The organism is Micromonospora sp. NPDC050397 (genome assembly GCF_044901685.1).
In the GTDB taxonomy this organism is placed as follows: domain Bacteria; phylum Actinomycetota; class Actinomycetes; order Mycobacteriales; family Micromonosporaceae; genus Micromonospora_G.
Genome location: NZ_JBJDPS010000008.1, coordinates 126,489 through 149,209 on the forward strand (window position 1 = coordinate 126,489; position 22,721 = coordinate 149,209).

Here is a 22,721-nt window from a genome sequence, read left to right on the forward strand (position 1 = left end):
GCGCCGGTCAGCGGGACCGGAGCACGACGTCCTTGCTCAGGCCCGCCCAACCGGTGGCCCTGGCCCGGGCCAGGGTCTCCCGCAACCCGGGCGCGTCGACCTCGTGTTCCACCCCGCCCCGGATCACACTGACGGCGAAGTTCCGGCAGAGGTAGTCCACCAGTTCCTCGTCCGCGTGCATCACCTCGCAGATCCCGGCGACACGGCGGCCGTGGAGCAGGCCGCTCATGCCCTCCAGCGCGGCCAGTTCGTGCCCCTCCACGTCGATTTTGAACAGCAACGTGTCGTCGGGCGCGAGGGTGACCCGCTCGTCCAACCGGAAGCAGTCCACCGAGACGCCCCGGTCACTGCGCAGGCGGAGCGAGGAGACCCCCGAGTGTTTGTGGAAGTTGAGCCGGGCGACCCCGGCGGTGTCACTCGCGGCCCCCTCGTGCAGCACGATGTCGGGGTAGTCCGCGCCGTTGTGCCGGAGCGTCTCGCGGAGCATGCGGATCACCACGGGATTCGGTTCCACCAGGTGCAGCGCGCGCAGCCCGTCGTGGTAACGGGTGGAGAAGGCCACCTCGCCGTAGTTGGCGCCGATGTCCAGGGCCACCGTCGGCCGCAGTTCGGTGGCGAGCCGGCGCCAGGTCGCGACCGCGCTCCGGTCGAGGTTCCCGTTGTACATCGCGAGCAGTACGCCCCGGATGTCGGCCGGGTCGGCGTGCATGAGCACGCCGATCTCGTTACGGAACGCGCCGGAGCGGGCGCGCAGCACGGTCCGTTGGGCGACGATCCTGACCCGTTGCCCCCCTGACTTGTGCAGCGCCTGTCGCAGCACCGAACGGAAGGTTGCCAAGCCGAGCCTCCCCTGCTCACGCGCCTCGGTCTCACGTACGGGCACGGAGTGCGGCGTCCTCACCGCAACGATGCAGGCGACCCGGAGGTGACGCGGTGCAGTGGGACGAGCGGAGGCTGGGCCTCAACGGGTCCCGGATCCGATCCGTTCAGTCGAGCGGGTTCGGTGGTTCGGACGGCGCGAGAAAGCCGGTCGAGGGGTTGCCGCCACGGCGACGTTCGGCCTTCTTCGCCCGCTGCTCAGCGCTGTACCGCTTGCGAGCCGCGAGGTCCCGCTGCCAGCCTTCCCGCGCCTCCGCGCTGGTGCCCTGGACGGCGTTCTCCACGGTCGGCGGCCCGAGGATCTTGAACAGGAAGTCGAACATCCGGTCCCGACCGGCCAGCCGTACGGGAAACGAACGCTTCGACCGTGACTCGCCCATGTCGTCCCCATCCCTCTCGCCCGACACATGCTTGGTGTACCAATCGTTTGTACACCAATCGCCTGCCTGGCAACAGTCCGGGATGCCTCCGGCCGACCCGGGGCGCGAGCGGCGGAGCGGGGCCACGGGAGCGGCCGGTCAGGCCCCGGCCGGCTCGACGTTCCGGGTCGCCTCGATCAGCCGGGAGAGCGAGGCGTGCAGCTTCTGCAACTCGTCGAGGTCCATCCCGAGACGCTCCAGCACCGCACCGGGGATCCGCTCCGCCCGTGCCCGCAGGGCCTGCCCCGACTCGGTCAGCACCACGGCCAGGACCCGCTCGTCCTGGGCGTCCCGGTGCCGGCGGATCAACCCGTTCGACTCCAGCCGCTTGAGCAGCGGGGAGAGCGTGCCCGGGTCGAGTTGCAACAGCCGGCTCAGCGCCTTGACCGAGAGCGGCGTCGTCTGCCACAGCGCCAGCATCACCAGGTACTGCGGATGGGTCAGCCCCATCGGCTCCAACAGCGGCCGGTAGAGCGCGACCACGTTACGAGAGGCGACCGAGAGGGCAAAACACACCTGCCGCTCCAGCGCGAGCGGGTCGACCACGCTCTCCCCGTCGCCCATCGCCGTCTCCCGCCCACTCGTCCAGGCCCGACCCGACCGGCCGGGTGACCCGCAGCCGCCGTACCCGCCATACCGGGACGAAGGCTACCCCTGGCCGGCCGGGCCACCGCAGAAAGACCGCTGACCGGGTACGAGACCCGGTCAGCGGCACAACGTACGCGGGTACGGTCAGGCCGGGAAGCCGTACCGGGCCGCGTGCTCGGGGTCGGCCGGGTCGATCTGCCGGACACCCTCGTCGGCGAGGCGCTTGTTGATCTCGTCAAGATTCTCCCGGACGAGCTGCGCCTCCTCCTCGGTGGTCTTGCCCCGGTGCGGCTTGCCCGCGTGTTCGAGGGTGGCGTAGTCGAGCCGGTCGTTGGCGGCACGCTTGGCCGTCTTCGTCGGCTTGATCCGCTCCGCGGTCTTCAGCAACTGGGCCATCGGTACGTCCGTGGCCAGCGCGTCGAACTCGTTGGCGGTGAGCACCACCCTTCGCGGCTCGCCACCCCCGAGGCTGTCGTAGATCTCCACGATCGCGACGTCCAGCGACGCGTCGTCGATGCCCTCCACCTCGACCGGCCTGGCCTCCAACTGCACGGGTCCGGCCACCAGGTCCGGGTGTTCCAGGACCACGACGCGTACGACCTCGTCGTCGGAGTGGAGGACCTTGCCGCTGAAATCGGAGACGTGAACGGTCTTTCTACCCATGCGGATAACTTCTCCTGTCGGACGGTGCTGCCAGGGCCAGGGAACGAAGTTACCCGACAGGTGTGCGAACGACGCGGTAGGGCCGGGGTCGGAACCACCGGTGTGTCGCCGGCCGAATCGCTGGCCGGGTCAACCCTGCGGCACCGCCTTCAGCAGGGCAAGTTCCTCGTTGCGCGCCTGTTCGAGGGCGGCGGCGAGCGCCTTGGCCCGTTCGCTGCCGCCGAACTTCTGCTCCGAACGCGACAGCGACGCGCCCTGGGCCAGATGTTCCTGGATGAGGGTGACCGCGCGGCGGCCGAACTCGCCGGCCGGCGCGGCCTTGAGGTCGTCCAGCCGCAGTTCCGTGATCATTCCGGGCATCTGGTGCCCCTCGTGGATGTTCTCCTCGGCCACGCCGCCCTCGTTCAGCAACGAGCGCAGGTCGGCCACCTCCGCCCGGTGGCTCCGGGCGAGGCGGCCGGCCAGTTCGCGTAGGGCCGGGGTCACGCCCTCGGCGGTGTCGAGGTAGGAGAAGAAGACCAGCGCACGGTCGTCCATCGGGATCATCAGTTGAACGAACGCGACGTCCGTCCCGCTGAGTACGACCGGCGCCACGGTCGGGCTCGCTGCCGGCTGGACCGCCTTCGCCCGGGTGCCACCGTGCAACCAACCCTGCGCCAGCGACACGGTCAGCGCGGTCGTGACCAGAATCGCCACCACGCCGACGAGACGCCAGCCGCGTTTCCCGGTCGACGAGGCGGTCATCCCGCTGCCACGGTCGGGCTCGACTCCGCTCATCCCGCCACCTTCCCCACCCCGCATCCTGCCGTACCGCGCGCCTCTGGCCCGTACCGCTCGCTTTGTGCCGTGGGGTCAGCCGGCGGCCTGGAACGCGCGTCCGACAGCGGTCGCCTCGGTCCCGGTCCGGAACAGCCCGGACTGGTCCTTGTCGGTCGCCGGCAGGCCGAACCATGCGTACCGGTGCAGGAAGGAGAGACCACCGAGCATCTTCGTGGCGGCCGTCAGGAAGGCCGCCTGCTGCTCCTGGGTCGGGAACCGCTGGGCACCGGCGGCGAAGTTCATCAGCGCGAACTCGGTCAGCCAGATCGGCACCTTGTAGCGGTTGTAGACGGCCGTCAGGTACTGCTTGAGCTGGTTCACCGCGTTGCTGGTGTTGAAGTCGCCGCCGTACCAGTGCAGGGCGATGAAGTCGACCCGCAGTCCGCGTGACTTCGCCCCGGCCATGAAGCGGTCCAGCCAGCCACCCGGGTCGGCGCCACCCCAGGCGACCGCCGGGCTGCCCAGCGTGTTGCCGGTGGCGACGAGCTGCGGCCAGAGGTCCAGCGCCTGCTCCGGCGTCATGTTCGACTGCTCCCGCAGGTCCGGCTCGTTGAAGCCGAGCAGGTACGGCCCGGCGGCCTTGGCACGGGCCAACTCGGTCGCGGTGACGCTCTGCGAACCCCAGATCATCGGTACGAACGTCGCCCCGCTCGGGGTGTTGATGCCGGAGTGCTGGGTGCTCCAGGTGTAGTACCAACTCGCCTTCGAGTTGGCCAGGGCCTGACTCACCCCGTTGAAGCTCCAGACCCCGACGCCCTTCTTGGCGGACGTGACAGCCGGTCCGGCGGCGGGCGCCCGACTGCTCGGCTTGGCGCTCGGGGTGGCCTTCTGCGACGGGCTCGGGCTGGCCGACGGCGTGGGAGTGGGGGTGGCGGACGGGGACTGACTGGCCTCGGCCGGTGCCAGCGCGGCGTCAACCGGCGGGGGCGCGGCGGCGGGAGGGGGCGTCGGTCCGGTCAGCTTGGTCACCACCAGCGCCCCGGCCACCAGCGTGGCTACTGCGGCGGCGGCGGTGAGCGGGATCAGCACCTTCTTGGCGCCGCCGGTGAACAGGTTGCCCAGCCAGCCCGCCCCGTCCGGCGGCGCGGCCTCCGGCCCGGGGGTCCAGGTCGAACCGCCGGCCGGGGTGGTCGCCTGCTGCGCCCCAGCGGCCTGGTACGCCCCGTCAGCCTGGTGGTACGTGGCATCAGGCTGGTAGTACGTGGCATCGGACTGGTGGTAGGCGTCGGACTGGTGGTAGGCGGTGGCGGCGTGCGGCGCGGCCGGGTTCGCGTACACGGCCGCGGTGATCGCCTGGTCGCCGAAGCCCGCCGGCAAGGGGAGCAGCGGCAGCCCGGCGAGCAGCCGGTCGATCGGGAGGAAGTCCTCGCGGTAGCGACCGCAGATGCCGCAGTCGCGTACGTGCCGGGCCAGGCGCTTGCGCCAGAGCGGGGTTGGCGTGCCGTTCCAACCGGAGGTCATGTTCCGCAGGTCGGGGCAGCCGGGCCGACCACGCAGCGCACGGACGACCGTACGCGCGGTCTGGATCTGCTCCTTCATCCGGTGGATCCGCACCGCCGCGTGGCTGACGCTGAGGCCGAGCGCGGCGGCCAGGTCGGCGCGACCGAGTTCGCCGGTCTCCTCCAACCACCAGAGGGCGAGCAGTTCCTGGTCGTCCGGGTCCAGCCAGCGGGTCGCCTCGGCGACCTCACGGCGCTGGTCGGTGAGACCGAGCCGGAGAATCGTCACCTCGGCGAAGTCGGCCGCCGGGTCGGGCACCTCGTGGATCGCGTCGACCCCGGCGTCGCGGATCAGCGCGGTACGTCGATGCTGTTCCCAGTCGCGGATCTGCCGGATCGTGATCGCGACCAACCAGGGCCGGAACGCCTCGGGGTCGCGCAGGTCGGTCAGGTGCCGCACCACCCGTACCAGGGTTTCCTGGACCACGTCGTCGACGTCGGTGTGCCCGCGCAGAGCGCGCCCGACGATGTTGTAGACGAGTGGGAGGGAGTTCGCCACCAGTTCTTCGAGCGCGTGCTGGTTGCCCCGCTGGGCCGCGATGACTATCCCAACCTCGGGTACGCCCCGTCCGGCTCCGGACATGGCGTCTCACTCCCCTTCGAATTCTCTTCGCTCGTGCGGCTTTCCGCCGGAATCGTGGCGGTACGTCAGAGCGTCAGGCGCCGAAGGCCGGATTTGTTCGGCCTCTCCCTGTCAGGAGACTGGGACCCGCCCGGCGGATTACGGAAACTCCACAACCTCGCCCTCGCCGGCCGGGTTCGGGCAGCTCAGCCCCGGGTCGCCCCCGGTGGCGGCACGAGTCCGACCTGCCGGCGCAGGCTAGGCAGCCGGTCACGGGCCTGTCAACCGACACCGGCCCACCTCGTCGCCCGGCGATACGGAGCAGGCGACAACGATTCGTTGACACCGTTGTGCGCCGACGGGACCATTTTTGCCATGGGGCAGACCGATTTTGCCGAGGGGCAGACGGACGAGCCACGGGCCCGGTCGCTGCGTGACCATCGGGCGGCGGCGGCCGTCGCCGCCGCCTCCGACTCCACGCCCGAGCAGGTGCTGGCCGCGCTCGCGCTCCTCGACGGGGTACGCGCGGATCTGGACCGGATCGAGCGCACGCTGATCGAGTCGGCCCGGGACGGGCGGACGAGTTGGGCCCGGATCGCCACCGCGCTGGGCCTGACCTCCCGTCAGGCGGCCGAGCAGCGCTGGCTGCGGCTACGCGGCGACAGCGGGCGCGACCCGGGCCGGGTACGCGAGACCCGCCAGCGTCAACAGTCCGTTGACATCACGTACGGCACCGCCATCCGCCGACTCAGGGCGGCAGCCGAGGCGGCGAACCGGCACCTCGACGCCGATCCGGAGTGGGACACCCGGCACCCGCGCGCCGAGTTGGCCCGGACCAGCATCGAGGCCGCCTCGACCGCCGCTCCCGGCGCGCTCTACGCACTCGTCGTCCAGGCACTGGCGGATCTGGACGCGATGGCGTCGCCACCCGACAGAAGGCCACCCGACAGAAGGCCACCCGGCGGAACCCCGCCTGGCGGAACCACGCCCAGCGGAACAACCCCCGACGGAGCGCTACCCAGCGGGACGATGCGTGGCGAGGCAATGCCTGGCGGGGCAATGCGTGGCGAGGCAATGCGTGGCGAGGCAATGCGTGGCGGGATGCTGCCCGACGCGGTGCCGCGACCGCTTCGGGCGGCACTGCACCGCCTGCGCCGCGCCGCCGACACCGCCCGCCCGGAACCCGACCCCGACCCCGACCCCGACTCCGACTCCGGTGGCGGATCCACCACGGCTTGACACCGGTCGAGACCATCCCCAAGATTGAGCCAACTCGGCTCAACTCTGGAGGTGGCCGGTGCGACTGCTCCGGGACCGGAACGCACTCCTCTTCGTCGGGGTCTCCCTGGTCGCCGGCTTCGGCGGCACGGCGATGTCGCTCGCCGCCGGGCTCTGGGCGCTCGACCTGACCGGCTCCACCAGCCTGGCCGCCCTCGCCGCCGCCTGTGTGTTCGCACCCAGCCTGCTCGGACCGGCGCTCGGCGTGCTGGTCGACCGGCTGCCGCGCCAGCCACTGCTGGTCGGGACCAGCCTGGCCATGGCCGGACTGCTGCTCCTGCTCTTCGCGGTTCGCTCCGCCGACCAGCTCTGGCTGCTCTACACGGTGCTGCTCGGCTACGGCGTCAGCTACGTACTGCTGGACGCCGCGGAGGCGGCAGTCCTGCCGGCAGCGCTGCCGGACGACCAACTAGGCGGTCTCAACGGCCTACGGATGAGCGCGCAGGAGGGCACCAAGCTGGTCGCCCCGCTGGTCGGCGCCGCACTGTTCAGCTGGCTCGGCGGCCCGGCGGTCGCCCTGCTCAGCGCCGCCCTGCTCGGCACCGCCGCCGCCCTCTACGCCGCCATCCGTACGACAGCTTCGCTCGCCGGGGACGGGCATGTCGTCCCGGAACCCCGCCCCGTCGGACGATCCCGCGACGGCGTCGACTTCCTCCTCGGCCATCGGCCACTGCGCGCCGTCGTGCTGGTCGCCTCGGTCACCATGCTGATGTCCGGGCTCGGCTCGGCGGTGCTGTACGCGGTGGTCCGCGACGGCCTGCACCAGCCGGCCACCTTCGCCGGGGTGATCACCTCCGTACACGGGATCGGTTCGATCGCCGGCGGCCTGCTCGCCGGCCGACTCCTCGACCGGTACGGCGAACCGTTCCTCGCCGGCTGGGGCGCGCTGCTCTTCGCCGCCGGTACGGCACTGCGTTGTCTGCCCTGGTCACCTGCCGTGCTGGTGAGCGCCGTGCTGATGGGAGCCGGTCTGCCGTGGACGGTGGTCGCGGCGATGACCGCGGTGCAGCGACGTACGCCGCACGCCCTGCTCGGGCGGGTCGCCGCCACCGCCACCTCGCTGGTCTTCGCGCCCACCTCGATCGCCCTGCTGGCCGGGGCCGGGCTGCTGGCCGTGGTCGACTACCGGATTCCGCTCGGTACGTCCGCGCTCGGCACGCTACTGGCCGGTGGCTGGCTGCTGACCAGCGCCCGCCTGGACCCACCCCCACCCGCCAAGCTCCCCAACACCCTGCGCGCCGCCCCGTCCGAGTGTTAGGAAGGGCCCCTTCCTCTACAAAAAGCGATAACAAGGGGCCCTTCCTTACCCCCCGGAGGGGTTGGTGGGGGTGGGGGGTGGGCAATAAGCGCGTGCGCGTCGGGCTACCCGGCCCGGGGCTGGCGACCAGGGCGAAGGAGCACCATGCAGGTCTGGCCGGGGGAACGGTACCCACTGGGGGCGACGTACGACGGGACGGGAACCAACTTCGCGATCTTCTCCGAGGTCGCCGAGTCGGTCGAGCTCTGCCTCTTCGACGAGTGGGACCTCGGCGGCGAGCGCCGGATCCGGTTGCCGGAGGTCGACGCGTACGTCTGGCACGCGTACCTGCCGGGGGTGCAGCCGGGACAGCGGTACGGGTTCCGGGTGCACGGGCCGTACGACCCGTCGGAGGGGCTCCGCTGCAACCCGCACAAGCTGCTGCTCGACCCGTACGCGAAGGCGGTCGACGGCGAGGTGGTCTGGGACCCGGCGGTCTACGACTACGAGCTGGCCGATCCGGACCGGATGTCGGAGACCGACTCGGCGCCGTTCGTGCCGAAGGCGGTGGTGGTGAACCCGTACTTCGACTGGGGAAACGACAAGCCGCCCCGTACGCCGTACCACCACTCCGTGATCTACGAGGCGCACGTACGCGGGCTGACCCGGCGGCACCCGGCGATCCCGGAGGAGCTGCGCGGCACGTACGCGGCGATCGCCCACCCGGCGATCATCGAGCACCTGACCCGGCTCGGCGTGACCGCGATCGAGCTGATGCCGGTGCACGAGTTCGTACACGATCATCGCCTGGCCGACCTGGGGCTGCGCAACTACTGGGGTTACAACACCATCGGCTTCTTCGCCCCGCACCACGGTTACTCGGCCCTGGGTCGACTCGGCCAGCAGGTGCAGGAGTTCCGGGCGATGGTCCGGGCGCTGCACGCGGCCGGCATCGAGGTGATCCTCGACGTGGTCTACAACCACACCGCCGAGGGGAACCATCTCGGCCCGACGCTGTCGTTCAAGGGCGTGGACAACCCGTCCTACTACCGGCTCTCCGAGTCCGACCGCCGGCACTACGTCGACTACACCGGGACCGGCAACAGCCTGAACGTACGCAGCCCACACTCACTGCAACTGATCATGGACTCGTTGCGGTACTGGGTGCGGGAGATGCACGTCGACGGGTTCCGGTTCGACCTCGCCGCGACCCTGGCCCGGGAGTTCTACGACGTCGACCGCCTCTCCACCTTCTTCGAGGTGGTGCAGCAGGACCCGGTGGTCAGCCAGGTGAAGCTGATCGCCGAGCCGTGGGACGTCGGCCCCGGTGGCTACCAGGTGGGCAACTTCCCGCCGGTCTGGACCGAGTGGAACGGCAAGTACCGGGACACCGTGCGCGACTTCTGGCGCGGCGAGCCGGCCACCCTCTCCGAGTTCGCCTCCCGGATCTCCGGCTCCGCCGACCTCTACCAGGACGACGGGCGCCGGCCGTTCCACAGCATCAACTTCGTCACCTGCCACGACGGCTTCACCCTGACCGACCTGGTGTCGTACGACGACAAGCACAACGAGGCCAACGGTGAGGAGAACCGGGACGGAGAGGGACACAACCGGTCCTGGAACTGCGGCGTCGAGGGGCCGACCGACGACCCGGACGTACTCGCCCTGCGGGCCCGGCAACGACGCAACTTCCTCGCCACGCTGATGCTCTCGCAGGGCGTCCCGATGATCGGCCACGGCGACGAGCTGGGTCGCAGCCAGCACGGCAACAACAACGCCTACTGCCAGGACAACGAGCTGGCCTGGGTGGACTGGGAGAACGTCGACGAGGAGCTGCTGGACTTCGTCCGTACGCTGACCGCCTTCCGCGCCCGGCACCAGGTGTTCCACCGGCGTCGCTTCTTCACCGGCCTGCCGGTGAGCACCCGGACCGCCGGCGCTCCCCTGCCCGACCTCGCCTGGTACACCCCGGACGGGCGGGAGATGACCGGCGAGGACTGGGGCAACGACTTCGGCCGCGCCGTCGCGCTCTTTGTCAACGGCGACGGAATCCGCGAACGCGGCCAGTACGGTCAGCGGCATCGGGACAGTTCGTTCCTGCTGCTGTTCAACGCGCACGACGCGGCGCTGGACTTCACCCTGCCCGGCGCCGAGTTCGGTCAGAAGTGGGAACGTGTGATCGGCACCGCCGAGCCCGACCCGGACGAACCGCTGGTGGTCGACACCGGCGCGACCGTACGGGTGCCGGACCGTTCGCTGGTGGCGCTGGAGAGGATGGTGTGACATGCCCACCGGTGCGAACCCACGGGTCAGGGCCACCTACCGGGTGCAGGTCCGCCCCGGCTTCGATCTCGACGCGACCGCCGGCCTCGCCGGTTACCTGGCCCGGCTCGGCGTCAGTCATCTCTACAGCGCGCCGCTGCTGACCGCCACCCCGGGTTCGGCGCACGGCTACGACGTGGTCGACCCGCGCTCGGTCAACCCGGAACTCGGCGGCGAACCCGGCCGGCGGCGGCTGGTCCAGGCCCTGCGCGAGGTCAACCTGGGCCTGGTCGTGGACATCGTGCCGAACCACACCGGGGTCGCCCTGCCGGCGGCGAATCCGGCCTGGTGGGACGTGCTGCGGCGGGGACGCGCCTCGGCGTACGCGGACTGGTTCGACATCGACTGGTCGCGGCCCCGGCTGCTGCTCCCGGTCCTCGCCGACGACGCGCAGCGGCCCGACAGCGGCCAGCCCGACGGCGGCCAGCCCGGCGAGACCGGCGCTCCGGACCCGCTCGACGATCTCAAGCTCGCCGACGGGGAGTTGCGCTACCACGAGCACCGCTACCCGGTCGCCGACGGCACCGCCGGTGGCAGCCCGCGCGAGGTGCACGACCGGCAGCACTACGAGTTGGTCTCCTGGCGACGCGGCGACACCGAGCTGGGCTACCGGCGCTTCTTCGCCGTCTCCGACCTGGCCGGGCTGCGGGTCGAGGACCCGGCGGTCTTCGACGCCACCCATGGCGAGGTGCTGCGCTGGGTGGCGGCCGGTGAGGTGGACGGCATCCGGGTCGACCACCCGGACGGGCTCCGCGACCCGGCCGGCTACCTGGCCCGGCTCCGGGCCGCGGCGCCGGAGACCTGGCTGGTGGTCGAGAAGATCCTGGAGTACGGCGAGGAGTTGCCGGACTGGCCGGTCGACGGCACCACCGGCTACGACGCCCTCGCCGAGGTCTGCGGGCTCTTTGTCGACCGTTCGGCGGCCGGCGACTTCACCGTCCTGGACACCACGCTCACCGGTCGGCCGACCTCCTGGCCCTCGCTGACGCACCACTGCAAGCGGACGGTGGTCACCCGGCTCCTCGCGGCCGAACTGAACCGGCTGGCCCGGCTGGTGCCGGAGGTGGCACCGGAGTCGGCCCGCGCGGCGCTGGCCGAACTCGTCGCCTGCTTCCCGGTCTACCGGGGCTACCCGCCGCACGGGACCCGGCACCTGGCGATGGCCCGATCGGAGGCGGGACGGCGGCGGCCCGACCTGACCGGCATCCTGGACACGGTCACCGCCCGGCTGCGCGATCCCGACGACGAGCTGGCCCAACGGTTCCCGCAGCTCACCGGCGCGGTGATGGCGAAGGGGGTGGAGGACACCGCCTACTACCGGTGGAGCCGCTTCGTCGCGCTCAACGAGGTCGGCGGCAGCCCGGCCAGGTTCGGCGTACCGCCGGCCGAGTTCCACGCCGCCGCGACCGCGCGGCAGGAACGCTGGCCGACCGGGATGACCACGCTCGGCACGCACGACACCAAACGCGGCGAGGACGTACGGGCCCGGCTGGCCGTACTCGCCGAACTGCCCGACGTCTGGGCCCGGCGGGTACGCGACTGGGCGGCCCGCGTACCGCTGGCCGATCCGGCGCTCGCGCACCTGCTCTGGCAGACCACGGTCGGTGCCTGGCCGATCGAACGGGACCGGTTGCACGCGTACGCCGAGAAGGCGGCCCGGGAGGCGGCGACGTACACCACCTGGTCCGACCCGGATCCGGCGTTCGAGCACGACCTGCACGCGCTGGTCGACCGGATGTACGACGACGAGAAACTGCACGCCGAGATCACCGACTTCGTCGACCGGATCACCCCGGCCGGCTGGTCCAACTCGCTCGGGCAGAAGCTGGTGCAGCTCGCCATGCCCGGGGTTCCGGACACCTACCAGGGCACCGAGTTGTGGGACAACTCGCTGGTCGACCCGGACAACCGCCGCCCGGTCGACTTCGACGTACGCCGGGACCTGCTGGACCGGCTCGACGCCGGCTGGCGTCCGCCGGTCGACGCGTCCGGCGCGGCGAAGCTGCTGGTGGTCTCCCGGACCCTGCGGCTGCGTCGGGACCGGCCGGAACTCTTCACCGGTTACCGTCCGGTGCCGGTCCACGGACCGGCCGCCGAGCACGTGGTTGCCTTCGACCGGGGCGGGGTGCTGGCGGTCGCCACCCGGCTGCCGCTGGGCCTGGCCCGGCGCGGCGGGTGGGGCGGCACCTGGCTGTCACTCGGCGTTAACGAAGTGACCGAGCTGTTCACCGGCCGCGTCTACAGTGACGAGCGGGTCCTCCTGGCCGAACTGCTGGCCGACTACCCGGTGGCACTGCTCACCCGAAGCACGCCCGTGGAGGCATCATGACCGAGTTCACGGTCTGGGCACCGGCAGCATCCCGGGTACGTCTTCGCCTGGTCGGAACCGGTGCCGGGGAAACCGCGACCGACCACGAGATGACGGCCGGAGCCGACGGCTGGTGGAGCGTCGACGTACCGGACGCCGGGCCGGGCACCGACTACGCGTACCTGCTCGACGACGGCGACCTGGCGCTGCCCGACCCACGGTCGGCGTGGCAGCCCGACGGGGTGCACGGGGCCAGCCGGGTCTACGACCACTCCGCGTACGCCTGGCACGACCAGCACTGGACCGGCCGGCAACTGCCCGGCGGTGTGCTGTACGAACTGCACGTCGGCACCTTCACCCCGGAGGGCACCTTCGACTCCGCCGTCGACAAGCTCGACCACCTGGTCGAACTCGGTGTCGACCTGATCGAGCTACTGCCGGTGAACGCCTTCAACGGCGACCACAACTGGGGCTACGACGGCGTCTGCTGGTTCGCCCCGCACCACGGCTACGGTGGGCCGGACGGGCTGAAACGGCTGGTCGACGCCGCCCACGCGCGTGGCCTGGGGGTGATCCTCGATGTCGTCTACAACCATTTCGGCCCCTCGGGGGCGTACGCACCACTGTTCGGTCCGTACCTGGCCGAGACCAGCAACACCTGGGGGCGTTCGGTCAACCTCGACGGCCCCCACTCCGACGAGGTACGCCGCTACATCGTCGACAGCGTGCTGACCTGGCTGCGCGACTACCACCTCGACGGGTTGCGGTTGGACGCCGTACACGCGTTGCGCGACCAGCGCGCGATCCCGCTGCTGGAGGAGTTGGCGACCGAGGTGGAGGCGCTCTCCACCCACCTCGGCCGGCCGCTGTCGCTGATCGCCGAGTCGGACCTGAACGACCCCCGGCTGATCACGCCGAGGGAGGCGGGTGGGTTCGGGCTGCACGCGCAGTGGAACGACGACGCCCACCACGCCCTGCACACCCTGCTCACCGGCGAGGAGCAGGGCTACTACGCCGACTTCGGCTCGCTGGAGTCACTGGCCGACGTACTGGCCGGGGCGTTCTTCCACACCGGTGGCCGGTCCGGTTTCCGGGGGCGGGGCCACGGCCGCCCGGTCGACCGGCACCGGGTGCCCGGTCACCGCTTTGTCGCGTACCTGCAGAACCACGACCAGATCGGCAACCGGGCCACCGGCGACCGGATGTCGGCGTCCCTCTCCCCCGCCCTGCAACGGGTCGGCGCGACGCTGCTGCTCACCGCACCGTTCACGCCGATGCTCTTCATGGGCGAGGAGTGGGCGGCCAGCACCCCGTGGCAGTTCTTCACCAGCCACCCGGAACCGGAACTCGCCGCCGCCGTGGCGGCCGGGCGGCGACGCGAGTTCGCCGCGCACGGCTGGCCGGAGGGGATTGTGCCGGATCCGCAGGACCCGCAGACGTTCGCCCGTTCCCGGCTCGACTGGGCCGAGTTGGAGAAACCCGAGCACCGGGAGATGCTCGACTTCTACCGGCGACTGATCGCCCTGCGCCGCAGCCGCCCGGACCTCTCCGACCCTCGGCTGGACCGGATCGACGTCCGGTACGGCGACCAGTTCCTGGTTGTCCGCCGGGGCAACTGCGTGGTGGCGGCCAACCTGGCCGGCAAGCCGCAACGAATCGACCTCGCCAGCGTCGTACGCACAGTGCTGCTCGCCACCGGTCCCGGCGCGATCGTCACCCGCAACGGGGTCGAACTACCTGCGGAGTCCGCAGTCATCGTCGCGGTCTGATCCGCCCGTGCTCGCTCTGCGCGTCCCGGACGACGAGATCAGGTTGCCGGATCACGAGATCAGGTTGCCGGATCAGCGCAGCCAAAAGCCGGGCCCCGTCTCCGGGACCCGGCTCTTGTACGTTGCTTACTTGGTCCAGACGTCCTGCACGATGTGCGCGGCCTGGTCCTCCCACTGCGCGTACGCATCCGGGAACGCCGACACCTGAACCTTCTGCGCGGCATCGGTCAGCGGCATGTCCTGCCAACCGTCAACCTGCTTCAGACCCTTCAGGAACGCCGTCGACGCATACACCGGGTCGGTGATCTGCTCAGGCGAACCCCAACCGGAGCTGGGGCGCTGCTGGAACAGACCCAGCGAGTCGTGGTCGTTCATGTCACCCAGGTGACCCAGGTTCTCCAACTTCGACTCCTGCATCGAGGTGGCGACCGCGATCACGGCGCCACGCTCACCCATGCCCAGCTTCTTCGCCGTGTCCGTGATGGCCTTGGCGTTGGCAAGCTGATCCTTACTCAGGGTGATGTGCGACTGGGCGCCTTGGGTGCCGTGCGGCACCAGCTTGTCCATGGCCGGCTTGCTGTCGGCGCTCACGGCGGCGACGGTGGTCATGGCCGGGGCGGTCTGCTCCGCCGGGGACGCGAACGCGTGGCTCGCCGGTCCGGCGACGGCGCCGCCGACAAAGGCGAGGCCGGCAACACCCAGGGCGGTCCTACGAACGAACGAGGTCTCTGCGACAGCCGGGAGCCATCGGGTCATGGTCGTCTTCACGATGGTTCACCTTCCATTCGGGGGTTCCGAGGCGCACACACGTGGGGGACACAGGTGCGTCACTCGGGAAGAAGTACGAGGCCACAGGCTCTATGAGGCGGGGGACGCCTCGGCGCTGCTCCGGTCGTACGCGATGTATAACGACCCCCGGCCAGCCAACATTCCGCCGATCATGACCCCAACCCAAGTTGATCAAGCCCAAAAACCTCGCAAACGGAACGGTCACGCCACCTGGCGCCGGCCCATTCGGAGGAGGGGTAACTAAGCGGGTGAAGTCGCCCGATGGTCGCCGGATGTCACGACTGGGCTCATCGCCCGATTTGTCGGCAACGACGCCCGGGGTGACGCCAGGCGGCTGTCGATGGCTCGGCGGGCCCGAAACGTCGCGCCAGGGTCGCGGTGCAGACGCAGGGCGTGGTTCAAGGCCAACATGTGGCCGACGAGTTCGAACACCACCTGATCCGGGTCGGTTCCGGCCGGCAGATCCCCGTCCGCGACCGCAAGGCGTACGTGCAGGCGCAGGTCACGTTCCCAGAGCCCGACGAGCCCGGCGACCGCGTCGCGCACGGGACCGTTCCGGTCGTCGTACTCGCTCGCGGCGGCGGTGAAGAAGCAGCCGCCGGGAAACACCTCGCGCTCCACGTGGGAGATCCACGCCTCACACATCGCGCGCAGGCGGGGCAGCCCGGGGCTGATCCCGACCTCGTCCGTAGCGGTCTCCCGGAAGAAACGTTCGGCGGCAGCGTCGACAACCGCCAACTGGAGAGCTTCCTTCGAGCCGAAGTGGCCCAGCAGACCGGACTTGCTCAGGCCGAGATCGGCAGCCAGCCGGCCGATGGTGAGTCCCTCCAGACCTTCGACCGAGGCAACCTCGACACCACGCGCCAGGATCGCGGCCCGGGTCTGACCGGCTTCGGTGCTCGAACGGCGCGGGCTCACGACGATCACTATAACCAGGATCGACCCTCATAGCGTCCGACCGTTCGGACGCTATAGTCCCTGACACCAGGCCCACCCCCGAACTCCCCGAGGAGAGCAGAGTGCTCTACCCGATCGTCAGAGCCCTGCTGATCCCGCTGGTCCGGATCATCTACCGCCCCGTCATCGAGGGCCGGTCGAACGTACCGATGCGGGGTGCGGTGATCCTGGCCAGCAACCACCTGTCGTTCTTCGACAGCATCGTCATCCCGCTGATGGCACCCCGACGCGTCGTCTTCCTGACCAAGGCGGAGTACTTCCAGGGCAAGGGTCTGCGGGGGCGGGTGGTGCGCTGGTTCTTCGAGGCGATCGGCTCGGTGCCGGTGCAACGCGGAGCCAACCGGGCCGCGCAGGCGTCACTCGACGCGGCGCTGGAGGTGCTCGCCTCGGGGGACGCCTTCGGCATCTATCCCGAGGGCACCCGCTCGGTCGACGGCCGGCTCTACCGGGGTCGTACCGGGGTGGGTTGGCTCGCACTGACCGCTCGCGTACCGGTGGTGCCGGTCGCGCTGGAGGGGACCGACCGCATCCAGCCGGTCGGCAACCGACTCCCCGGGATCAGCCGGGTGACCATCCGGTTCGGCGCCCCGCTGCATTTCGGCCCGGAGCACGGTGAGGCGACCTCCGCGTCCGACCGCCGCCGGGTCACCGACGAGATCGTACGGGCCATCGGTGCGCTCTCCGGACAGGAGTACGCCGCCAGCTACAACGACCCGAGCAAGGTGTAGCCAGGGGTGGGAACAGGGTGTGGCCGCCGGGAGGGACGAGGGCTACCCTGCCGGCGTGACCGACCAACACCTGCTCGACGTCGGCGACGTACGCCTGGGTTATCGGGTCGCCGGGGACCCCGCCGCCCCACCGATGGTGCTGTTGCACGGCGGCGCGGGTGACGGGTCGACCTGGCACGATCTGCTGACCGGGTTCGCCGACGGGTGGCGGGTGTACGCGCCCGACCTGCGTGGGCACGGTCTCAGCGACCAGCCCGGCCACTATTCGATCGAGCTGATGCGGGACGACCTGCTCGGCTTCCTCGACGAGTTGGGGTTGGGCCGAGTCACGCTCGTCGGGCACTCGCTCGGCGGTGTGGTGGCGTACCTCTTCGCGGCGACGTACCCGGACCGGGTCGGGGCACTGGTCCTGGAGGAGACACCACCGCCGGTGCCGTTGGGCCTGAGCGTTCCGCAGCGCCCCGACGGACCGCTCCCCTACGACTGGGCCGTACGTCCCGCCGTGATCCGGCAACTCAACGCGGCCGAACCGACGTGGCGTGCGGCAGTACGGCGGATCACGGCGCCAACCCTGGTCGTCGCTGGCGGCACCACCAGTCACCTGCCGCAGGACGAGATTGCGGCGATGGCCAACCACCTGCCGGCCGGTCGGCTGGTCACCATCGCGGCCGGGCACCACATCCACGCCACCCGACCCGCCGAATTCGCCGCCGAGGTCCGCGCCTTTCTACGTACGGCGGACTCGTAAAATCGGCACAGAAAAGCCGGGCACCCTGCTCGGGTGCCCGGCTCTCGTTCTGTCAACCAACGGTGGTGCTTGCTCGTGTCGCTGTGCTGTGGTGCTTACTTGGTCCAGACGTCCTGCACGATGTGCGCGGCCTGGTCCTCCCACTGCGCGTACGCGTCCGGGAACGCCGACACCTGAACCTTCTGCGCGGCATCGGTCAGCGGCATGTCCTGCCAACCGTCAACCTGCTTCAGACCCTTCAGGAACGCCGTCGAGGCGTACACCGGGTCGGTGATCTGCTCAGGCGAACCCCAACCAGAACTCGGACGCTGCTGGAACAGACCCAGGGAGTCGTGGTCGTTCATGTCACCGAGGTGACCCAGGTTCTCCAGCTTCGACTCCTGCATCGAGGTGGCGACGGCGATGACGGCGCCACGCTCACCCATGCCGAGCTTCCTGGCCGTGTCCGTGATGGCCTTGGCGTTGGCAAGCTGATCCTTGCTCAGGGTGATGTGCGACTGGGCGCCTTGGGTGCCGTGCGGCACCAGCTTGCCCATGGCCGGCTTGCTGTCGGCGCTCACGGCGGCGACGGTGGTCATGGCCGGGGCGGTCTGCTCCGCCGGGGACGCGAACGCATGCGACGCCGGTCCGGCGACGGCGCCGCCGACGAAGGCGAGGCCGGCAACACCCAGGGCGGTCCTACGAACGAACGAGGTCTCCGCGACAGCCGGGAGCCATCGGGTCATGGTCGTCTTCACGATGGTTCACCTTCCATTCGGGGGTTCCGAGGAGCACCCAAAAGGGGGGTGGGCACTACAACCCGGGAAAAAGTACGAGGCCACAGGCTCTATGAGGCGGGGGAAACTGCCTCCGGCGCTGCTCCGGTCGTACGCGATGTATAACGACCCCCGGCCAGCCAACATTCCGCCGATCATGACCCCAACCCAAGTCGATCAAGCCCGAAAACCTCGCAAACGGAACATTCCGCCCACCACCCGCCGGTCCGCCCCGCCCCCACCCCGTTGATCATGAGGTTGTCGCAGCCCGAACATGATCAAGAGGGCGATAACCTCATGATCGACGCACCGGGGCGGTTGGGGGTGGGGGCGATTGGGGGAGGTTGGGGTGGTTGGGGACGGGGACTCAGAGTGGGGCGCCGCCCTGTCGCTGGGCGGTCGCGAGCAGGGCACGGGCGGGGGCGCCCAGCCGGCGTTCGGCCGAGGCCGCGATCGAGGTCCGGAAGATCGGCGCGTGGTTTCGTATCGGGATCCGGCGTAGATCGGACTCGGCGCCGATCCTGCCCGCCGGCATGATGGCGACAGCCAGCCGGTACTGCACGAAGTCGAGGACGCTGCCCAGGTCACCGACCTCGTAACGGACGGTCCGCCGGACCTCTGCGGCGGCGAACGCCCGATCGGTCGCGATCCGGTTTCCCCAGTCCAGCGGTGTGTCGACAAACGCCTCGTCGGCCAGGTCGACAAGTTCGACCTCACTACGATCGGCGAGCGGATGCTCGGGCGGGCACACCAGTGGCATCGGCTCGGCCTCCAGCGGGACGAGGGTCAGCCCCGCCGCCGACCCGGCGGGCAGCGCCAGGTACGCCAGGTCGAGTCGCCCGCTGCGCAGGTCGGCCGCGTGCTCACCGCTCGCCCCGACCCGAAGTTCCACGTCGACGCCGGGATGCTCGGCACGGAAGGTGGCGAGCAGTCGGGCCACGCTCACCGAGGAGGCGCGTTGGGACTGCATCATGCCGAGTCGTACGGTCCCCCGAAGCCCACCCCGGAGCTGGTCGACGACCTCGCGGGCGCCCTCCGCCGCGGCGAGCGTACGCCGGGCCTCCGGCAGCAGGAGCCGGCCGGCATCGGTCAGCTCGACCCGGTGCGTGGTCCGTTCGAAGAGCGGTACGCCGAGTTCCCGCTCCAGGTTGCGGACTGCGGCGGAAACGGCGGACTGGACCACTCGGAGCCGCTCGGCGGCCCTGGTGAAGCTGCCCTCCTCGGCCACGGCGGTGAAGGTGGCGAGGTGGCGGAGTTCCATCCCTCGTGTTTATCACGGATCAAGATAATGGATAGAAGTTTTCTTCGTGGCTGGCGATGACTTTCCGGATCACCATCGGAGCTGACCCAACGGCTTTAGACAGGTGCTCCGAAACATGACCACGACCAGCTTGAACCTCATCAGCCGACCGAGTGTGCGCCCTTCGGCACGGGCGCACGGGCGAGGCTTCTGGGCGGTTGCGCTCGCCTTCCTGGCGGTGATGGCGCTCGGCACCCTGCCGTCTCCGCTGTACCCGCTCTACCAGCAACAGGATCACTTCTCCACCTTCACCGTGACCCTGATCTACGCGGCCTACGCCGCCGGAATCCTGGTGACCGTCTTCACCGCCGGACACATCTCCGACTGGCACGGCCGGCGCCGGATGCTGGCCCCGGCGGTCGCGGTCAGCGCGCTCAGCGCCAGCGTCTTCCTGATCTGGCCAGAACTGCCCGGCCTCTTTGTCGCACGGGTGCTCAGCGGCCTTTCGGTCGGCGTGGTGACGGCGACCGCGACCGCCTGGTTGGCGGAACTGCACCGGGCGCACCGGCCGGACGCCTCGCCCCGGCGGGCCCAACTTGTCGCCTCCACCGCCAATCTGGGCGGTCTCGGCCTCGGGCCACTGATCGCCGGCCTGCTCGCCGAGTACGCCCCCCAGCCGCTGCGGCTGCCGTACGCGGTGCTGCTGGTCGTGCTGGCGCTGGCGCTGGCCGGCGTACTGCTCTCGCCCGACAGCCGGGAACTGCCGAACCCGCGTCCCCGCTACCGGACGCAGCGCATCTCGGTGCCGGCGGCCGACCGGAGCCGGTTCTACGCCGCGCTGGCCGGCGCGTTCATCGCGTTCAGCGGGCTCGGCCTGCTCGCCGGACTCTCCGGTACGTTCCTCGCCGGCACCCTGCACCACCCCTCCCGGGCGCTCGCCGGCACGGCGATCTTCCTCGTCTTCGCCGCCGGCGTGGTGGTCCAGTTGACCACGCCGCACTGGCCGAACCGACGCAGTATCGCGACCGGGATGGTCGGCCTGCTGCTCGGCATGGGGCTGCTCGTGCTCGCCGCCTGGCTGCCCACACCCAGCCTGGGCGTCTTCCTGGCCGGCGGGGTGTTGACCGGTGCCGGGGCCGGCGCGATGTTCAAGGGCACCCTCGGCACCGTTGTCACCATTGCCAGCCCGGAGAGCCGGGCGGAGGCGTTGGCCGGGTTCTTCCTCGCCGGTTACCTCGCGCTGTCCGTACCGGTGATCGGGATCGGGATCGCGTTGCAGCAGGTCAGTACGCGGGTCGCGCTGCTCGGCTTCGCCGTACTCGTCGCGGTCGGCGCGCTGGCCGTCGCCCGCCGGCTGCTGGCCCACCCAAGCCCGGCCACCACGGCCCGGCCGGTGGCCACCAACCCGCGCTGACCCCTCTCCAGTTCGCCCGGCCGGACAGCGTGGTCCGGCCGGACAGGTGGTCCGACCGGACAGCGTCGTCCGGCCGGATCGGCCTCCGACCTGCCTCTGGTGCTCGACGCCGAGGGAACTGCCAACGCACCGGACGGTCTCAGTTTCTGACCAGTCGCTCGCGAGCGCGATCAAGGGCGAAGCGCAGCGGACCGGCCGTCGCGTCGGGCCGCCAACCCTCGGCCAGTCCGGCCCGGACGACTCGCTCGACGATTGCCGGGGTGACCGGCTCCAGCACCAGCACCTCGGCGATCCGCTCGGGTGGCGCGGTGAGGATGATCCCGAAGTTCAGCCACGGGTCGTCGAATGCCACCCGGACATCCAGCCGGCTGCCGCGCCCGGTGGCGCCGCCCCACACCCGTATCTCGATGTGACCCGCGCCGTCCTGGCGGATCAGCCAGCGGTAGTCGACATCATCGACACGGATCCGGCGTAGTCTGCGTTTCATCCGGCCACAGTAGGCGGGTGAAACGCGACGCGCGTGGTCGTTTTCCGTCGGGAGATTGGTGAACGATGCCGTCCCGACCCCGCACGGAGGCGCGGGCCCAGGCCCCGGTGCCGGCACCGAGATCGAGCGGGCGGAGCTGATCGCACCGGTCGGGATCGAGGTGGCGGTTCGCCGCGAACGCGTCGGCCTGCTCGGCCGCGTACTCCATCATCGCCGTCGCCGCTCCTGCGGACGTCACGGGTAGTTGCTGACCTCGATCAGGTTGCCGTCCGGGTCGCGCAGATAGATGCTGCTCATCGGCCCCATCGCTCCGGTACGCGACACCGGTCCCGACTCCACCGGCACACCCTCTCGATCGAGGTGGGCGAGCACGTCCACCAGGGGCGTGCTGGCGATCAGGCAGATGTCGGCGCTGCCCGGTGTCGCCCGAGCAGCCCTCGGGCTCAGCTCCGCACCCACCTGCTGGAGGTTGACTTGCTCGTACCGAAGGCCAGCGCCCTTCGTCCCGACCCGAAACTGAGTGGCCGCATACCCAACGCCCGCTGGTAGAAGTCGACGGTGCGCTCGACGTCGGCCACCGTCAGCACGAGATGGTCGAACACGTCGATCTCGACGGCCGCGACCGTCGGCTCGCCGGCCCAGCCGGTCCGGTCGAAGTGGCGCCGGCAGGACTGCCAGGCGGCGGGCGACATCCGGGACCTCAGTCGGCCGAACAGGCGCGACAGCGCGGCGCCGTGCTGGGCGGCCAGGGCCGGGCTGTGCGCCAGTACGTCCAGTTCGTTCGCGACGGTGATCTCCACGAACGCCCGCAGCTCCAGCTCGGAGGGCTCGACCACGTGACCGGTGAACCGGTCCGGGAACGGCACCGGTCCCGGCTCACCCAGCCGTGGGTAAACGGCCCGCCGGTCGCAACTGCCGTAGCGGTAGACCAGCGCCTCGGCGGCGCTGCCGACCACGGCCACCAGCATGTCGCGGTCGGCCGGTTCAAGCAGGGCGGTGTCGAAGCCGTCCGTGCCGTAGGTGGCGTGACAGAGCCCGGCCAGTTGGATGTCGTACGGCGCGCCCCAGGAGGCCAGCCGGTCGGCGACCCGGCACAGATGGTGGTAGAGCGTGCCGCCCGGATGGGCGATCTCCTCCGCCCCCCGGGCCCGCAGGAATTCCTCCGCCGAGAGCCGCGCGTCCCCGTCCACGGCTCCAGTTATAGACCGGTCCGGTCCGCCGTGGCCCCCCTGCGAGGAGAATGTGTCACAGCCAACCGGC

The 22,721-nt window shown here is 70.6% G+C and carries 21 protein-coding genes; 8 read left to right on the forward strand and 13 right to left on the reverse strand.

The window, feature by feature from the left end; translation table 11 throughout:
- Nucleotides 1-7: 7 nt before the first annotated feature.
- The 6 genes from ACI2K4_RS24960 to ACI2K4_RS24985 form a co-directional block, all read right to left on the reverse strand.
- Nucleotides 8-838 carry an FkbM family methyltransferase gene (locus ACI2K4_RS24960; protein WP_404514600.1) on the reverse strand — a complete coding sequence of 277 codons (831 nt, stop codon included), beginning with the start codon at nt 836-838 and terminating at the stop codon, nt 8-10.
- Nucleotides 839-986: 148 nt separating this feature from the next.
- Entirely contained in the window at nt 987-1,259 is a 273-nt protein-coding gene (locus ACI2K4_RS24965; protein ID WP_404514602.1) for a hypothetical protein, read from the reverse strand.
- A gap of 138 nt (nt 1,260-1,397) precedes the next feature.
- On the reverse strand, nt 1,398-1,862 hold the full coding sequence (locus ACI2K4_RS24970) for a MarR family winged helix-turn-helix transcriptional regulator (RefSeq protein WP_404514603.1): 465 nt from the start codon (nt 1,860-1,862) through the stop codon (nt 1,398-1,400).
- Nucleotides 1,863-2,030: 168 nt separating this feature from the next.
- Complete coding sequence (locus ACI2K4_RS24975; RefSeq protein WP_404514605.1) at nt 2,031-2,549, reverse strand: hypothetical protein; 519 nt, start codon at nt 2,547-2,549, stop codon at nt 2,031-2,033.
- A 129-nt stretch (nt 2,550-2,678) separates the two neighbouring features.
- Entirely contained in the window at nt 2,679-3,326 is a 648-nt protein-coding gene (locus tag ACI2K4_RS24980) for a DUF305 domain-containing protein (protein WP_404514607.1), read from the reverse strand.
- Between the two features lie 75 nt (nt 3,327-3,401).
- Nucleotides 3,402-5,450, reverse strand: a complete 2,049-nt coding sequence (locus tag ACI2K4_RS24985) for a sigma-70 family RNA polymerase sigma factor (protein ID WP_404514609.1) — start codon at nt 5,448-5,450, stop codon at nt 3,402-3,404.
- Nucleotides 5,451-5,804: 354 nt separating this feature from the next.
- Between ACI2K4_RS24985 and ACI2K4_RS24990 the strand changes: the two genes are divergently transcribed.
- From ACI2K4_RS24990 to treZ, 5 genes are all read left to right on the forward strand, one after another.
- Entirely contained in the window at nt 5,805-6,668 is an 864-nt protein-coding gene (locus tag ACI2K4_RS24990; protein WP_404514611.1) for a hypothetical protein, read from the forward strand.
- A 58-nt stretch (nt 6,669-6,726) separates the two neighbouring features.
- Nucleotides 6,727-7,965 carry an MFS transporter gene (locus tag ACI2K4_RS24995; RefSeq protein ID WP_404514613.1) on the forward strand — a complete coding sequence of 413 codons (1,239 nt, stop codon included), beginning with the start codon at nt 6,727-6,729 and terminating at the stop codon, nt 7,963-7,965.
- Between the two features lie 144 nt (nt 7,966-8,109).
- Nucleotides 8,110-10,227, forward strand: a complete 2,118-nt coding sequence (gene glgX, locus ACI2K4_RS25000; protein WP_404514615.1) for a glycogen debranching protein GlgX — start codon at nt 8,110-8,112, stop codon at nt 10,225-10,227.
- Nucleotide 10,228: 1 nt separating this feature from the next.
- Nucleotides 10,229-12,595 (forward strand): malto-oligosyltrehalose synthase, encoded by a 2,367-nt coding sequence (treY, locus tag ACI2K4_RS25005; protein WP_404514617.1) that lies wholly within the window; start codon nt 10,229-10,231, stop codon nt 12,593-12,595.
- On the forward strand, nt 12,592-14,343 hold the full coding sequence (gene treZ / locus ACI2K4_RS25010; RefSeq protein WP_404514619.1) for a malto-oligosyltrehalose trehalohydrolase: 1,752 nt from the start codon (nt 12,592-12,594) through the stop codon (nt 14,341-14,343). Before treY ends, treZ begins: the two co-directional genes overlap by 4 nt.
- 126 nt (nt 14,344-14,469) lie before the next feature.
- On the opposite strand, the gene ACI2K4_RS25015 is transcribed toward treZ, so the two are convergent.
- Together ACI2K4_RS25015 and ACI2K4_RS25020 are read right to left on the reverse strand one after the other, a co-directional pair.
- Nucleotides 14,470-15,099 (reverse strand): hypothetical protein, encoded by a 630-nt coding sequence (locus ACI2K4_RS25015; RefSeq protein WP_404514783.1) that lies wholly within the window; start codon nt 15,097-15,099, stop codon nt 14,470-14,472.
- Between the two features lie 273 nt (nt 15,100-15,372).
- Nucleotides 15,373-16,050 carry a TetR/AcrR family transcriptional regulator gene (locus ACI2K4_RS25020; protein ID WP_404514621.1) on the reverse strand — a complete coding sequence of 226 codons (678 nt, stop codon included), beginning with the start codon at nt 16,048-16,050 and terminating at the stop codon, nt 15,373-15,375.
- A gap of 101 nt (nt 16,051-16,151) precedes the next feature.
- On the opposite strand from ACI2K4_RS25020, the gene ACI2K4_RS25025 reads away from it, so the two are divergent.
- A complete protein-coding gene (locus ACI2K4_RS25025; RefSeq protein WP_404514623.1) occupies nt 16,152-16,817 on the forward strand; it encodes a lysophospholipid acyltransferase family protein in 666 nt (221 codons plus the stop codon).
- 55 nt (nt 16,818-16,872) lie between these two features.
- Nucleotides 16,873-17,565: an alpha/beta fold hydrolase gene (locus ACI2K4_RS25030; RefSeq protein WP_404514625.1), complete on the forward strand. Its 693-nt coding sequence runs from the start codon at nt 16,873-16,875 to the stop codon at nt 17,563-17,565.
- A gap of 95 nt (nt 17,566-17,660) precedes the next feature.
- On the opposite strand, the gene ACI2K4_RS25035 is transcribed toward ACI2K4_RS25030, so the two are convergent.
- On the reverse strand, nt 17,661-18,290 hold the full coding sequence (locus ACI2K4_RS25035; protein WP_404514784.1) for a hypothetical protein: 630 nt from the start codon (nt 18,288-18,290) through the stop codon (nt 17,661-17,663).
- 397 nt (nt 18,291-18,687) lie between these two features.
- Entirely contained in the window at nt 18,688-19,581 is an 894-nt protein-coding gene (locus tag ACI2K4_RS25040; RefSeq protein ID WP_404514627.1) for a LysR family transcriptional regulator, read from the reverse strand.
- 115 nt (nt 19,582-19,696) lie between these two features.
- Between ACI2K4_RS25040 and ACI2K4_RS25045 the strand changes: the two genes are divergently transcribed.
- On the forward strand, nt 19,697-20,974 hold the full coding sequence (locus ACI2K4_RS25045) for an MFS transporter (protein ID WP_404514629.1): 1,278 nt from the start codon (nt 19,697-19,699) through the stop codon (nt 20,972-20,974).
- A gap of 139 nt (nt 20,975-21,113) precedes the next feature.
- Here the strand turns inward: ACI2K4_RS25045 and ACI2K4_RS25050 are convergent, their stop codons facing one another.
- The 3 genes from ACI2K4_RS25050 to ACI2K4_RS25060 form a co-directional block, all read right to left on the reverse strand.
- Nucleotides 21,114-21,461, reverse strand: a complete 348-nt coding sequence (locus ACI2K4_RS25050) for a hypothetical protein (RefSeq protein ID WP_404514631.1) — start codon at nt 21,459-21,461, stop codon at nt 21,114-21,116.
- Between the two features lie 234 nt (nt 21,462-21,695).
- Entirely contained in the window at nt 21,696-21,920 is a 225-nt protein-coding gene (locus ACI2K4_RS25055) for a hypothetical protein (protein WP_404514633.1), read from the reverse strand.
- Nucleotides 21,905-22,651, reverse strand: a complete 747-nt coding sequence (locus ACI2K4_RS25060; protein ID WP_404514635.1) for a DUF6817 domain-containing protein — start codon at nt 22,649-22,651, stop codon at nt 21,905-21,907. The genes ACI2K4_RS25055 and ACI2K4_RS25060 overlap by 16 nt, the downstream gene beginning before the upstream one ends.
- Between the last annotated feature and the right edge of the window lie 70 nt (nt 22,652-22,721).